This window comes from Dickeya sp. Secpp 1600 (genome assembly GCF_003049805.1).
Taxonomy (GTDB): Bacteria; Pseudomonadota; Gammaproteobacteria; order Enterobacterales; family Enterobacteriaceae; genus Dickeya; species Dickeya fangzhongdai.
This window is the reverse complement of record NZ_CP023484.1, coordinates 1,932,269-1,946,679: the sequence shown is the minus strand read 5'-3', so window position 1 is coordinate 1,946,679 and position 14,411 is coordinate 1,932,269. Positions and strand designations below refer to the sequence as shown.

At 44.9% G+C, this 14,411-nt stretch carries 19 protein-coding genes; 14 read left to right on the top strand and 5 right to left on the bottom strand.

The features are described 5' to 3' along the window. The first annotated feature begins 46 nt into the window (after positions 1-46). The gene (locus tag CPA59_RS08750; RefSeq protein WP_032693559.1) at positions 47-949 is read left to right on the top strand and encodes a LysR substrate-binding domain-containing protein; all 903 of its coding nucleotides are present in this window, start codon (positions 47-49) and stop codon (positions 947-949) included. Positions 950-1,076: 127 nt separating this feature from the next. Here CPA59_RS08750 and CPA59_RS08745 read toward each other — a convergent pair whose 3' ends face one another. The 3 genes from CPA59_RS08745 to CPA59_RS08735 all read right to left on the bottom strand — a co-directional run bounded on the left by CPA59_RS08745 (position 1,077) and on the right by CPA59_RS08735 (position 2,745). Then, positions 1,077-1,418, bottom strand: a complete 342-nt coding sequence (locus tag CPA59_RS08745) for a carboxymuconolactone decarboxylase family protein (protein ID WP_032693558.1) — start codon at positions 1,416-1,418, stop codon at positions 1,077-1,079. 16 nt (positions 1,419-1,434) lie between these two features. Then, complete coding sequence (locus CPA59_RS08740; protein ID WP_024359925.1) at positions 1,435-2,004, bottom strand: TetR/AcrR family transcriptional regulator; 570 nt, start codon at positions 2,002-2,004, stop codon at positions 1,435-1,437. A gap of 183 nt (positions 2,005-2,187) precedes the next feature. Next, the gene (locus CPA59_RS08735) at positions 2,188-2,745 is read right to left on the bottom strand and encodes an OsmC family protein (RefSeq protein WP_032693557.1); all 558 of its coding nucleotides are present in this window, start codon (positions 2,743-2,745) and stop codon (positions 2,188-2,190) included. 460 nt (positions 2,746-3,205) lie between these two features. Between CPA59_RS08735 and CPA59_RS08730 the strand changes: the two genes are divergently transcribed. The 4 genes from CPA59_RS08730 to CPA59_RS08715 are packed head-to-tail and all read left to right on the top strand — an operon-like array spanning position 3,206 to position 6,183. Then, on the top strand, positions 3,206-3,925 hold the full coding sequence (locus tag CPA59_RS08730; protein ID WP_024359926.1) for a cupin domain-containing protein: 720 nt from the start codon (positions 3,206-3,208) through the stop codon (positions 3,923-3,925). 21 nt (positions 3,926-3,946) lie between these two features. Beyond that, on the top strand, positions 3,947-4,522 hold the full coding sequence (locus CPA59_RS08725; protein ID WP_024359927.1) for a DJ-1/PfpI family protein: 576 nt from the start codon (positions 3,947-3,949) through the stop codon (positions 4,520-4,522). A gap of 58 nt (positions 4,523-4,580) precedes the next feature. Continuing rightward, positions 4,581-5,258 (top strand): HAD family hydrolase, encoded by a 678-nt coding sequence (locus CPA59_RS08720; protein ID WP_224328057.1) that lies wholly within the window; start codon positions 4,581-4,583, stop codon positions 5,256-5,258. Positions 5,259-5,301: 43 nt separating this feature from the next. Continuing rightward, positions 5,302-6,183 (top strand): polysaccharide deacetylase, encoded by an 882-nt coding sequence (locus CPA59_RS08715; protein WP_015689823.1) that lies wholly within the window; start codon positions 5,302-5,304, stop codon positions 6,181-6,183. 38 nt (positions 6,184-6,221) lie between these two features. Here the strand turns inward: CPA59_RS08715 and CPA59_RS08710 are convergent, their stop codons facing one another. Both CPA59_RS08710 and CPA59_RS08705 read right to left on the bottom strand, forming a co-directional pair. Further along, positions 6,222-7,124 (bottom strand): LysR family transcriptional regulator, encoded by a 903-nt coding sequence (locus tag CPA59_RS08710; protein WP_015689822.1) that lies wholly within the window; start codon positions 7,122-7,124, stop codon positions 6,222-6,224. A gap of 425 nt (positions 7,125-7,549) precedes the next feature. Further along, the gene (locus CPA59_RS08705) at positions 7,550-8,467 is read right to left on the bottom strand and encodes a LysR family transcriptional regulator (RefSeq protein ID WP_107759114.1); all 918 of its coding nucleotides are present in this window, start codon (positions 8,465-8,467) and stop codon (positions 7,550-7,552) included. 142 nt (positions 8,468-8,609) lie between these two features. Between CPA59_RS08705 and CPA59_RS08700 the strand changes: the two genes are divergently transcribed. From CPA59_RS08700 to CPA59_RS08660, 9 genes are all read left to right on the top strand, one after another. Continuing rightward, entirely contained in the window at positions 8,610-9,314 is a 705-nt protein-coding gene (locus CPA59_RS08700; RefSeq protein WP_024359930.1) for a type 1 glutamine amidotransferase domain-containing protein, read from the top strand. Between the two features lie 3 nt (positions 9,315-9,317). Beyond that, positions 9,318-10,511 carry an MFS transporter gene (locus CPA59_RS08695; protein ID WP_103072771.1) on the top strand — a complete coding sequence of 398 codons (1,194 nt, stop codon included), beginning with the start codon at positions 9,318-9,320 and terminating at the stop codon, positions 10,509-10,511. A 220-nt stretch (positions 10,512-10,731) separates the two neighbouring features. After that, positions 10,732-11,658, top strand: a complete 927-nt coding sequence (locus CPA59_RS08690; protein WP_071991933.1) for a hypothetical protein — start codon at positions 10,732-10,734, stop codon at positions 11,656-11,658. Between the two features lie 138 nt (positions 11,659-11,796). Then, entirely contained in the window at positions 11,797-11,991 is a 195-nt protein-coding gene (locus CPA59_RS08685; protein WP_009635172.1) for an AlpA family transcriptional regulator, read from the top strand. A 14-nt stretch (positions 11,992-12,005) separates the two neighbouring features. Next, positions 12,006-12,593, top strand: a complete 588-nt coding sequence (locus CPA59_RS08680) for a DUF2857 domain-containing protein (protein WP_029669918.1) — start codon at positions 12,006-12,008, stop codon at positions 12,591-12,593. After that, a complete protein-coding gene (locus CPA59_RS08675; RefSeq protein ID WP_009635174.1) occupies positions 12,583-12,792 on the top strand; it encodes a TraR/DksA family transcriptional regulator in 210 nt (69 codons plus the stop codon). Before CPA59_RS08680 ends, CPA59_RS08675 begins: the two co-directional genes overlap by 11 nt. Before the next feature lie 396 nt (positions 12,793-13,188). Next, on the top strand, positions 13,189-13,410 hold the full coding sequence (locus tag CPA59_RS08670; RefSeq protein ID WP_107759113.1) for a hypothetical protein: 222 nt from the start codon (positions 13,189-13,191) through the stop codon (positions 13,408-13,410). Positions 13,411-13,478: 68 nt separating this feature from the next. Beyond that, positions 13,479-14,126, top strand: a complete 648-nt coding sequence (locus CPA59_RS08665; RefSeq protein ID WP_107759112.1) for a lytic transglycosylase domain-containing protein — start codon at positions 13,479-13,481, stop codon at positions 14,124-14,126. After that, a complete protein-coding gene (locus tag CPA59_RS08660; protein WP_047611357.1) occupies positions 14,126-14,404 on the top strand; it encodes a TrbC/VirB2 family protein in 279 nt (92 codons plus the stop codon). The genes CPA59_RS08665 and CPA59_RS08660 overlap by 1 nt, the downstream gene beginning before the upstream one ends. The last annotated feature ends 7 nt before the right edge of the window (positions 14,405-14,411 follow it).

Genomic DNA, 14,411 nt, shown 5'->3' with positions numbered 1-14,411 from the left:
ATTACTGTAAATAATGCATAAGAAAAATTAAGAAGGAAAATGATGAATGCTCGCTCAACAGAACATACTGGCACTATTGCATACGTTTGAAACGGCAGCACTGCATATGAGCTTTACTAAGGCGGCGACTACCCTCAATCTGACGCAAGGGGCCGTTAGCCAACGCATTCGTTCTCTTGAATCCATGCTCGGATTCAGACTATTTATCAGAATGACCAGAAAGCTTCAGTTGACCGATGAAGGGGAGCGTTTACTTGGCGTACTCGCGTTTTCACTTAAACGCATCAGTGATGAAATAGAAGATATTCGCGTGCAGGGGCTGAGAGGAACCTTGTCTGTCGGCCTTCCACCTACCTTCGCTTTTCTCTGGCTGATGCCGCGCTTACCGGTATTTACCGAACGGTGGCCGGGGCTGAATATCAATTTCAGAGTGAGAGCCGGTCTGGTAGATTTTAATCTTGAACGGGTAGATGTCGCTATCTACTACAGTAATCTGAAATACCCCGATCTCTACTGCGAACGGTTATCTGAAGAGACGCTGGTTCCCGTCTGTATTCCATCTCTTGCAAAAAAAATCAGGCAAGCAAACCATTGGTTAGCTGAAGTCCCATTCATTCATACGTCTGAATCCGTTGACTCCCAGAATGTTTTTTCCGAATGGCGAGAATGGTGCAGGGAGTCTGGCAAAAACCTGCCTGTTGAAGATAATTTTTTGAGCTTCAACAATTGTCAGATGTCGATTGAAGCGGCACTCAATGGCGGCGGTATCATCATGGGCAGAAAACGACTCATTCGACATTACCTCGATGAGGGCCGACTGATTGCCCCTTTTGAAATAGAAATACCCGCCGGGCGAGGATATGACCTCATTATGCCACGAGAAAACCTTAACCGACCAGGCGTTCAGGCTTTGGCCGAATGGGTAAGAAATGTGTTTAACGAGGAATAAAGTCTGTTTTCGTTCTGATAAGTGGCAATGTAAGTCATATCAGACCTAATGCCAGAGAGCATGATGACAATGTCTGTCAGAAGTGAAAAAAGGGCAGTCATGCCCTTTTATATTTTCAACGCGATAACTATTGCGCTTTCAGTTGCTTAATCGCATCCAGCGTACGTGCGGAATAGACAACGGCAGCGCCTGCATTCAGGTTGATTGCCACACCCAGGGCTTCAGCAATTTCTTCTTCTGTGGCGCCAGCTTTAACGGCAGCTTCGGCATGGACGGCGATGCAACCATCACAGCGAGTCGTCACCGCACAAGCCAGTGCAATCAGTTCACGCACTTTCGCGCCCAGGAGGTTGGTCTTATTGCCGGCGTTGCCCAAAGCCATGACGCCTTTTAGTGTTTCCGGGGTCAACTTACCCAGATCACCAACACGTTGCATCACTTCTGAGCGGTATTCATTCCAATCTAACATGGGGTCATCTCCAGAATTATTTTCTTTTAACAATCATTAGGATCTGTTCAAGCGTATCGTTGAAAAGCTCAGGCTTATTAATCGCCCGGGAAACAACGCTTGCGCCCTCGCATAAATTCAAAATAAGCAGAGCCATTTTTGATGGCAGCAGGTCAGCAGTCAGCTCCCCTGCATCAACGCCACGGCTGACAATCTTGGTCAACCAGGCAATCTGCATATCGAAATATTCGGTCGCCTGTACTCTGATATTCGGTGGCAGATTGGCCATTTCCGAAGACAAAGCACAGCATAGCGGCATACGCGACGTGCGATAGCTTTCGATGAAAAGCTCTACATAGGCGGTAAGCATCTGCGCAACCGTATTCTCCGTCGCTTCAATCTGTTCAAATCGGTTTTTGGTATCGGTATGGGCCTGAATCACCACTTGTTCGCCCAAAACGTCTTTTGTTGGGAAGTGGTGATGAATACTGGCCTTGGTGATACCAATGCTCTTTGACAAATCAGCATAGCTGAATGCAGAGTAACCCCGTTCGCGCATCAGATGGTCCGCTTCATTCAGAAGCCTTTCTCGTGTCATGACTGACATATAATCCTCACAATTATAATCTACTAGTTGGTAGATATTATCTGCGCCTGTTGTTCCCTGCAAGGGGACATCAGTTCACAACAGCGATTTAACCTTCTCTGATAACGCGTTTTGGTCGGGGTTAATAGCCATCAGGCAGTAGGGAAATGACAGTGTTCAGGCATTTCCCTCTCTGAGGTTTACCTACACCAACCGGGTATCAATACTGACCGGGTTCGCCAACGTATCGTGGATCGGCGAGCTTTCTGGCAGTGCACGAACCATTTCTTCAAGCTGTTCACGGCTGGCGGTCGGACTGGAGAGCTTAACGCCAACACGGATCGCTTTCGCCCCGTTGCGAACTTTTTCGTCAAGACCCAGGAAACCGTTCAGATTAATGTCGAAGTTCAGGTCAAGTTCAATACCATCAAGCTCAATGCCCTTTTCTGCCGCCATCACAGTCAGAGTCGCGGTATAACAGCCGGCAAGTGCCTGCAAAATGTACTCAGCTGGGCCCATACCGCTATCAGTACCCGATAAATCAGCAGGTTCATCGCCAACATTAGCAAATTTTCCGGAGCGACTGGTATCAACCTGGCCGTTCTGGATAGTCGCATGAGTTTCCACACGGACGGATACCCCACCGTTGGATTTACTCTTCATGTTAAAGGTGAGATTGCCCAGCTCTGGCTGCTGGCGAATAGCTTCTCGTGTACCGCGAATAACATTAGCGTCAGCAAAAGGTTTTTTTGAATTAGTCATGACAACTCCTGAAGTGTCGAGTGATCTCAAAGATAAGGTTGGTGCCAAACGCAATCAACCTACTAGATGGTAGATTACTTTAAGATTGAGGTGTTGTCTACCACTATGGGGGCAACTTCTTAAGATAGAGCTACAAACAGGGACGTAAACGCTGCGATATCTACATTATGCGATGTATCGTGCTGACGTACGAGTTCGGCATCTTGCTAAGCATCTTAATCGCTTGTGAGCTATGACCTCCTGACGGCATAGAATCTATGCATCTTTAACAGTACCCAAGTATAGAAGCATAGTTTTCAGTAATTATTGAGTATGAAGGACTGATCAAAAGAAACAATATAGGCAATCATCATAAAAGTTATTTCTCTCGTACTAAATAACCGTTATAGACTGAAATCACAGAACGATTGACCGAAGTGAAATCAACATTCAGCAATTCAATTAGCGGGGGAGCGACCATATGGAAATCCACAACCGGACTCCAAATGTATATGACTTGCTTGAAATAAACAAAATCCTACTTTCAACTTCAAATAATGGTGAGTCATTTGAGAAAGACTTACATCTCAATGGATTCATAGAAAAACCATGGGGATATGAGTATAGAGTTTATTGTGATTCTATTTTTGATGTATGGCGCCTTCATATATCAAAGAATCAATCCACGTCAATGCATTGTCATATACTCAAAGACACCGTCCTTATATGCCTACATGGTGATGGCGAGACCAGATTTCTTGATGGTACACATCAGGCGTTAAAATCTGGGGACAGCATATATATTGCAAAAGGTGTATTCCATCAGACTATTTCGGGAAAATCAGGCATCGAATTAATCGAAGTTGAAAATCCAAGAAACAAATTCGACTTACTCAGACTTAAAGATAATTATGGCCGGCAAAATATGGCATATGAAAAGAAATCACAGGAACATGATCTTTTACCTCCTTTGCAACAGATAGCTGCAGGCACATTGATCAGAGAACATGACCTACACAAATTAGCATACTTTTCCGTCAAAAATCTTGATAGAAAAATGTTGAATGACGAGGATGATTTTATTTTTATTTCATTAGATGTAAAAAGCCATCTAATGGGAAAGATTCATATCCTACGAGCTAAAGATGCCATCTCAGAAATGTACTGTGGTCAGAATGTATTTTTAATTAACGTCCCGTAACGCAATAAGAAGGAAAATAACATGTCTAATCCGACACGAGTAGTGATAATCACTGGTCCAGGTTTTCAGGATCACGATGTAGTTTATACTTACTATCGTTCTAAAGAGGAAGGATACGATATATCTATTGCAACAAAGGATGGAAGTGCAGTGACAGGGAAATATGGCATCACTGTTCCTATGGATAAAAGATCCAAAGACAATATTAATTTTGATCAACTCAACGCCACTGATTTTGATGCTGTTATTCTCACTGGCGGTCATGAAGCGCCTGATAGAGTTCGCCAAGATCAGAGAGTTAAAGATTTTCTAAAGCAGATGGTAATACAGGGGAAAGTTGTGGCTGGGCTCTGCCATGGTCCCTGGATTATGATTTCTGCCGGTATTCTAAGAGACAAACTCACCTGCGCTTATGTTGGTCTGAAAGACGATATGGTTAATTCCGGCGCCAATGTAATTGAAGCAGATGTAGTTGTCGACGGGAATATCATAACTTGCTCCTATTATGCTGAATGTGGAAAATTTATGCGTCAGACATTCGATGCAATAGATAGATGGAAGCGCGGCGAAACTCTTAAAGAACCGCTGGTGGTATAATTCGATGTTAATAGCAATGGATTTCGACGGGGTCGTGGTTGATGGAGTAGACGAATGCATGCTAATTACATGGAATGTATTACATGACAGACCTCTCAGTGATTTTAACCAAGATGTACTTCAAAACATCCCACGCCTGATGGCTAAACGATTCAGGAAATTAAGGAATTTTGTACGCCATGACGGTCACTTTATTGCCTCATTCACTGAATTTGGTAATGAAGCTATAGATAATGACAGATTCACTGCTATATATGAATCAATTCCAACTGAAGATAAGAAAATATTCAGGGATAAGTTCATCCATTATAGGAAGCTGGCAAGAAGTCTCTACCCTGATTTTTGGGCTGAACTACACCGTCCGCTATTGGATGTTTCAAATTTATTTGAAACAGCTAATGATATCTATATTGTATCAGGAAAGGATGAAGAGTCTATATTATACATTCTAAGTAAATATGGTTTAAACATACCCGCGAATAAAATATATGGGAGGATGACTGACAAAAACAAGACTCTTACCTTGCTAAAATCAATAGCCTTCGATAAAAACGAGGATATTCTATTTATTGATGACAATATCCAAAATGTTATTGATGCATTAGATCATGGCATTCAATCATTTTGGGCTAATTGGGGATACAACATCCCTGAGCATAAATTAATGGCACTTCAAAAAGGAATTAATGAATTAGATACCGAGGATCTCTTGAAATTAGTCAAGAAACCCTCTTAACGCAATATTATTTCAATTTTTTCTGTATGAGGAGTAATAACTCATGGCGAAAGAAATACTATGTGGTTTTGGAGTGGGTGTAGATGCCGTTGCAGGCTGGCTATCTTCTTATGGGGGAGAAGATTCTCCAAGCGATATATCTCGCGGTATGTTCGCTGGCGAAGTAGGTACTCCACGTCTTCTGAATCTATTTGACCAGTTTAATATCCCCACCACCTGGTTTATGCCTGGTCATTCCATCGAAACCTTTCCTCGGCAAATGGAAGCAGTTGTCAATGCTGGACATGAGGTAGGGGTTCATAATTACAGTCATGAAAACCCAATATCTATGTCGCCTGACCAAGAAAGAGAAGTCCTTCTAAAAGGCATTGACATGGTCACAAAATTAACAGGGAAGAGACCTACTGGGTATGTCGCTCCATGGTGGGAATTTTCTCCTGTAACCACAGATCTTCTATTAGAAAATGGCATCAAATATGACCATTCACTAATGCATCATGATCATCAGCCTTATTATGTCAGGAAAGGTGATTCCTGGACCAAGATAGATTATTCAAAGACACCGACCGAATGGATGAAACCGCTGGTACGCGGAGAAGAGACGGACCTTATTGAATTACCCGCCAGTTGGACAATCGACGATATTCCTCCTTTCATGTTCATGAAAACAAAACCCAACAGCCAAGGTTTCATGAATCCCAGGGACATCGAACAGTTGTGGAGAGATCAATTCGATTGGGTCTACCGTGAGCATGAATATGCGATCTTTACTTTTACGATTCACCCGGACGTATCTGGACGCCCGCACGTGTTAATGATGCTCGAACGCCTCTTAACTCATATGCTTGGTCATCCAGGGGTGAAATTCCTAAAATTGAATGACATTGCAGATGACTTTGCCAAGCGATCTCCACGGATAAAATAATGACACGGCAGCCGATAAGGCTGCCTGTTTTATGTATCTCAAACCATAAATCCGCTATTTTTTGATAGTTCGAGAATTCTGTCTCTTATTCCTGAAACGAGTGGGTTACGTAATGAGCTATCAATCCATACCAAATAGATTGAATTTATAGGGAGTCTCTCATGGACATTCACTTCAACGATCTGACCTCCTGCTATGCTTTGGGCGCATAAATACTCAGGCATCACAGTCCAACCAATATTTTCTCGGATCATTCTTTCTAAAATCCGCAAATCCGGTACAGTAATAGACGGACGAAGCAGTGCAAAAAATCGCGAAGAATCCTGGAAAACTTCCCTTATCAAGGGTAACTGTTCATCGTAAGCTATTAGAGGAAGCTTCGACAGCGTATCAATCACGTCCTCGTTTTCTTTGAAGTTGTCTGCTATGAGTGACGCTACCACAACTATTAACTTTTCCATTCCAATTTCAGCATATCCAAATTTTTGTTTATCCGGCATAGAAGTTGTGAAACCTAGTTGACAACTTCCGTCCAGAAGACAGCTGTATATGCGCTTCCTATTTCCTGTCAAAACTTTAAATTTAATACCTTCATTGAATAATATTTTCACCAAGTACGGTAATTTTGACCACATTAATTCTGCTGGCCCGATGAAAGATACTGTCCCCGAGGACTTTCTTGTACGTGATCTAAGCATCGACAACTTCAGTTCAATCGTTTCTAAATCTGAAGCCACCAATCTCGCCAATTCCTCCCCATCCACTGTAGCCACCACACCATGTGAACGACGAGTAAAGAGAACACACCCGGTAAAAGCCTCAAGTGAATGAATGTGGGCAGACATTGCAGGCTGGCTTATGCCCAACCGCATTGCCGCTTTTGAAATCGAACCAGCTTTGTATACTTCAACAAAACTTCGTAACTGAACCAGATAGCTCATACTGCGCATCCTTAAGAGCCTGAAGCTCTCCGATTACGACATAAAATCGAAAGCCTGCACAGTATTATGTTATAAACATGTTCCGTTAATGCTTCTATACATATTAACTTATTTTAACAATTAAAGGATTTTATAGGGCAAGGATAGAACATATCAAGATAACCCATTGATATAGCTATATTTAACGTGCGTTATACTGGTTGGCATTAAGGTTTCAAGCATGCCATGAGATTCGGATTGGCGTGTTGTCTTCTATTACATACTCTGGGAAGTGATAGTCGCTAAACCTTTAAATTGACTAAACAATCATTGTATTTTTATCTATTAACGTTGACAACCTCAACTCAAATCGAGTTATCACAAATTCCGTTGGTCAGCGAAGCGGTTAGCTTCTTTTAGACCGGTTCGGACTACCTCTCGGAACATTAATCATCATCCCATGGTGCCCGTTTCCATTTTTCAGTCATGAAATCAATAAATACACTTAGCCTACGGGGTATTGGTTCTCGCCGCGCCCGGACAACACTGATCTGAGATGTGTTTGCTTCCCAATCAGGCAGAACTCGGCAAAGTATCCCAGCTCTCAATTCATCATGAATATCCCAAGTTTCTCGAAGAGATATGCCAAGCCCCGCCAAACTCCAGGCATGCAATACGTCTCCGTTGTCACTGATAAGGTTGCCAGTAACGCTGATGCTTCTTTCATGACCGGCTTTACGTAACGTCCATGAATTGTGTAAAAAACCCGGGTAAGCGAATACTAAGCAGTTGTGATTTAAAAGATCTTCTGGTCGCTCAATGGGTGGATGATTCTTCAGATATTCGGACGATGCGATGAGAATACGTCTATTATTTGCTATTTTTCTGGCCAGAAGGCGAGAATCAGCCAGATCCCCCATACGAATAGCCAGATCGAAATCACCACTGTAAAGATCCTGGATTTGGTCAGATAACCTTAAATCAAAGCCCACCCTCGGATGTACTTGGCAGAATGCAGCGATCGCAGGAGCAACATATTTTCGGCCAAACGGTGCGGGCGCAGTTAAACGAATATTTCCGCTTAACTCCTCACTATCCCCTCGGGAAAGTTCCTTCATCTCATCCAGAACGGCCAACGCTACGCGAGCCCTCTCAGCTATAGCTCTGCCCTCGTCTGTAATACGTAGATTACGGGTGTTTCTTTCAAAAAGTGTAGTGCCAAGTGCAGTTTCCAGCCTGGCTATCTGCTTGCTCACCATCTTGGGGAGTATCTGTAGGTCTCGTGCTGCGGCAGAGAAATTGTTTCTGTCGACGACGTGTAAAAACACTTCAAGGTCGTCATTTCTCAAGTTTATTTTGTTCATTTTGGGGTAAGTGTTTGTTCGTTTAGGTCTATTTAAAGGATAAATAGATTGTTCCACAATAAGACTCAATATGACAAGTCTGTTATGTCGCATGCAGTCAGAAGAATTTTGCTTTAAGTCCCCCCATATAGAGGAAGTTAAAATGCCTAAACGTATCCTGTTTGTATTGACCAGCCATGACCGTAAAGGTCAAGCCGAGAGTAAAGATGCCGCACCCAGTGGTTTCTATCTTTCTGAGGTGTCTCACCCCTACGATGTACTCACAAAAGAAGGATATGAAATTGATTTCGTGAGTCCCAAGGGAGGCAAGACACATGTTGACGGTTTAGACCTCAGCGATCCGGTTAACGCCTCCTTTTGGAATAATGATTCCTTACGCGAGGCAACTAAAACCACATTAAAACCCTCGCAGATTGATCCTGACGTCTATGACGCCGTCTACTATGCAGGAGGGCATGCGACGATGTGGGATCTCCCTGACAATATAGAGTTGGCGGGTGTTTCATCACGAATTTATGAAAAGGGTGGCGTTGTCGCTGCGGTTTGTCATGGCCCCGCCGGATTGGTGAATATTCGGCTTTCCGATAATGAATATCTGGTTGCGGGCAAAAAGGTGTCAGCTTTTACCAACGATGAAGAACGTGCTGTAGGGTTGTACGACATTGTTCCATTCTTACTTGAAGACACGCTGAAGCAAAGAGGTGCTGAGCATCTTGCAGCCGCAAATTTTCAGCCACAGGTGATTGTCAGCGAGAGATTAGTGACCGGACAGAATCCCGCTTCCGCAAAAGGAGTCGCTGAGGCAATGCTGCCTTTGTTGGCTTCTATTGAAAATAGAAGAGCCTGAGTTATGAAAGAACGCATGCCTTTTGTTATATATGTCTTTGCACTCTGCGCTTTTGCTTTGGGATTCACTGAATTTGTCACGATCGGCTTAGTTTCCAGGATATCAGCTGATCTAAACGTCAGTGTCAGTCATGTAGGTACAGCGGTGACAGCCTACGCCCTCGGTGCCGTAATTGGTGCTCCGGGATTAACTGCGTTGGCAACACGATGGCCTCGTAAAAGATTATTACTTGTTGCTATGGGCCTGTTTACAGTTGGCAATGGTATCGTCGGTGCGTCTGAGTCCCTAACGCCTATGTTGATTGCACGATTTGCTTCCGGTTTAGGGCACGGAGTGTTTCTTGCTGTTGCTTCAAGTGTGGCAACCCAACTGGCTGGGCGACATCGTGCTGGCGCCGCTGTTTCGGTCGTTTTTGGCGGTCTTACAATTGCGTTGGCACTAGGCGTACCACTTGGTACCTACATCGGTAGTCTGTTGAGTTGGCAGTCTATATTCATGGCAGTAACGGCAAGTGGAGCGATCGGTTTCATTGGATTGGCAATGCTGATGCCCACGGATCAAAATGATCCCTCCTTGCAAGCAAATGCCATGGACGGTTTAAAAGCCATGTTCAACCCACTACTGCTTGCGGGAGCAGGAATTACAGTTTTGGCCTATGCAGGATCTTTTGCCCTGTATACGTATATTTCCCCGATTCTACTTCAGGTAACGCATGTAGACGAGCGTACGAGTAGTTTGCTTATGTTGGTCTACGGCGTGATGGCCGCTATCGGGAATGTCTGGGGTGGTCGCCTGACTGACAAGCAAGGTGCAGATCGTGCCGTGATGACAATTCTTATTGGTCTGGCGATCGTCCTCTTTGCTATGTGGTTCTCTGTCTCATCCTTAATGTTAATGGCACTGTTTATTGGGTTGCTTGGAGCATTGACATACGCAGCGGTCCCCTCAATGCAAGCAAGAGTGATAGGGCTATCTCACATACATGCACCTGAAGCTCCAGCTGTGGCAGCAGGACTGAATATTGCCGGTTTTAACGGAGGAATTGCATTAGGGTCGCTATTGGGGGGGGGAGCACTGGATGTTACTGGTCTTACAAGCCCTACTTGGGTTGGAGGCGGAGTAGTAATCGTTGGTATTTTATGGATGTTATTACAAATAAATTCTAATAAAAGACGCACCACCTCCGATTACTCCTGATAGTACACATAGCATTTAAAATGGCTCAGTGAACACCAAATCACTGAGCCATTTTATTTTACCTCTTTGAAAAATGTCACAACCAAACATAGGTTATTTTTTATTTTATAAAATCAGCCCATGTCATTCTGATCTATTTCATATCAATCAGAATGTTAAACATCTTTCAAAAACACAGCGAAATTCATCAGCAATATCATTGTGTGAAAGGAGATGTATTATGTCAGACAATCCAACTTGCCTAAACATTAGAGATGGAATTCCAGACTGGATAACTATAAGGGAGGCGGTAAGACTTCTCAATGCATTGAATGGGTGTAAAATAAGAAAAAGTGATTTTTATCGATTTGCTCTGCAAGGGAAAATTCGGTTTTCAATATATTTTCAATCCCCAGTAATATTGAGGAAAATTAAATCACGAAATCATAAATTAAAGCTAAGACCAATAAAAAATTCGTCAACGATGAAATCATTCATGCCTGCCGAAAGTTCCTTTGTCAACGAAAACAATTTAACTTTCAGTACTGAAGGAAGATATATCCACCCTGTACAAAGAGTCATTGACACAACATTACTCGGCTATGAATATGTCCTTATACAGCGTTTACTTGCACATTCATTAAAAATACCATCACCTGTAACAGGAGCAAAGTCGAATAATTATGGTATTACCGTCTGTTTATTGGGGGAATCGTTTCAACTTTTCGAAAAGATGACATGGCATGAAAGAATCGAACGACACGTAAAAAGGCTACCTAAAGATATTTCATCAGATGATTACGAAGATATAATACCAAACGCTACAAAGAAAGATTCGCATAAATATTATTTTCCTATGCATGAATTACCGAGTGATGCCTGCTTTGTCCTCAGAAAAAGTGAACTTGATAAGTTGATCAACAAACCGATCGAAAAAGAAATACTTCAACCGTCTCCAACTCGGATATCCACCCCTCTATCACGCCTCTTCTGGCTTGCCTGCAAAAATAATGAAACTATCAGTCCGTTAATCATGCAACCGTATAAACTATTGTCCATTTTTGAACAATGGGCATCTGAGGAAGGCATTACCGATCGATTCAGTGGCGACACGCTCAAGACTGCGCTTGAGCGCGGCTCGCCCCCTTCTCTACCAACACAAAAGTAAGATGATGCCCTTCGCTATGAAAACCCGTATTAAGGATTGTATTTTCCGTAATACGGGCTCATCAGCTTTCTCCACACCACTATTTTGTGTTGTCGTGTGTTCTCCCGGCTAGCGCTATATCTGCCACAGGAGAATACCGTGACATCTCATCAGTTATTACGTCTGAAACAGGTTGAAGAAAAAACTGGCCTGAAGCGCTCTCAAATCTATCTGTATATGAAAGACGGTACCTTCCCCCGCTCAATCAAGATTGGCCCGGCCAGTGTCGCCTGGCTCGAATCGGAAATTGACGAATGGATCAATATTAAGTTAGTCCGCCGCTCAATAGGCTGAAGGGAGAAAATACCATGATTATCCCGTCACTGAATTACGCCGTATTAACCGATGCCCTGCATGCATTGAAGGAGGGCAACATTCGTTACTGTGAATCGCTGGGATTCACTTTCGACGAAATGAATGCCCTCAACCAATTATCACTAGACGAGCTGTTTATCCTCAGTCGGGAGTCTGCACAGTTTTTGGCTGTGACGGTTCATCACGACGCATTACACCTCCTTCTGGCTAAATCCCGTGAGGAGGTTCTGCAGCAGCAACGTATCAATCATGCCATCCGGCTCGGGGGGTCAATTGCGCTACTCAACAAGTATTTTGGCCTCACCTCCAACGAAGTTTGCCTTCGCCGCCGGCTACTGGGCGTCCGTGTGCCTTATGGCCGGACACCAGAGCCGGACGAAGAGACGGATGCGGCCATCTGGCTGCAATGGCAACAATGCCGGGTGGTCAACCTGGAATCGACTGATGCGCTGACCGCCATGATGCAGGTAACGCAAACCCTGCTGCCGAAAGTCGAAGGGTTATCACTGACCATCGTCTGGAAGCGTATCGCACTTTGCGAACAGGAGGCGTCAGACCGGAGGGCCACACATGCCGGATGAGATCGACCGCGATCAGGAATTTAATGAGCAACGACTGGAGGATATGATTGAACAGAGTCGTTTTAAGCCAGGGTCTACGCCATCATTATTCCATTGTCGTGTATGCGGTAAGCCCATTCCTGAAAAGCGACGGCAGGCACTTCCGGGCATAACCACCTGCACGGAATGTCAGGAAAAACTTGAACGCCGAAGACGTTAATAATGGTCACAGAGACATGCAGGAATATTTCTCCTGCATGTCTCTATCATTAACTATAAATCCACAGTCGTCTTTATTATATATTTCACTTCCTTTTATTTACCCCAAAGCTTATCCCCTTCTACCGCTAATTTATCTCTCTCATTTTAACTTTGAATTTATCGTTTATATACCGCCCCGGATATCTGATCCTGAAAACCTCATTACATAATATTTACCCGTATTGACGTTAATTCTCTTGGATCGGGCATTGCTCTTTAAAAATAAGGTTCGGGCTGTCATGAAACCACAATTCAGGGTGCCGCTGAATGTTCTCGCTGACCCGTTAAAACCGGAATGCAGAATTGGGATGTGACATTTATTTAACTCATCGTTGTTTTTAGTAGAGGAGGCCTCATGCGAAAAACCATTTATCACGTATTTGTCACCCAGGAAAGTCAACCCGATGCACAGGGCGAAATAAACACGTATTGGACCAGGGTTGGCGTGGCGTTTGCTCATAACGGTAAGTCTGGCCTGAATATCATGCTGACACCCGGTATTGCTGTCTCCGGCAAGCTGGTGCTGCTTGAACCCAGAGAAGATAGCGGCATTTCGCAGGATACCGCCTCTGCTTAATCCGCTTTTGACCTTCCTCCGGCAGGGGCTTGGTATACACCCGCCGGGCTGACTGTTAAGAGGCCACCATGCTATCCACCACAGCCTTTCTTACGCTGTCGATGCAGTGCGCCGCCAGCGTTCACCCGTCTACGGCACTCGATGTAGCGCGGGTCGAATCCGGTTTGAATCCGTATGCCATCGCTGAAATTCTGCCCGGTGGCGAAGGCGTGACTTCACATTTCCCCGCCAGTAAGGATGAGGCCGTCAGCCTCACCGGACGGCTGGCGGCACAGGGCCGACGTTATTCAGTCGGGCTGATGCAAATCACCAGCACCAATTTCCGTCATTACGGCGTGAGCGCCCGTGACCTTCTTGACCCCTGTACCAACCTGTCCGTCTTTGAGCACATCCTCACCGACTGCTACCGCCGCGGCGGTTCCCTCAAGCGTGCGCTCAGTTGCTACTACTCGGGAAATTTCACGACCGGCCAACAGCCGGAATCCGCGTTTAACCAGACCAGCTACATCCAGCGCATCGGCTACGCCGTACCGTCAACGCGGGAAGACCGGCAGCGACCTCCCGCCGAAAAGCTCGTGCCGGAAATCCATTACCCCACCGCCGTCATGCGTGGCGAGCTTACCGATAACGCCACGCCAGTTCTGACATCCCTGCGCTACCCCAACGCCGTGATACGCGGCGCGTTACCCATCCCCGTCCCCCAGGAGGAACAATGATGAAACGAAAACAGACTGACTGGCCCGTCCTCACTTGCCTGTTAATGGCAAGCCCGGTGCTGGCAGCAGACAGCGGGTTTAATAAAGCCAATGAGACGCTGAGCAACACCTCTACCGGCCTGCTCGGACTGGCCGCCGTCACCATCACGCTGGCCACCATGTGGGTGGGATACAAAGTCTTATTTGACGGCAAGAGCCTGCATGACATGCGCAACGTCATCATTGGCGCCATCCTTATCGTCGGTGCGTCAGGTTTCGGTGCCTACTGGGCGTCATAAGGGAGGC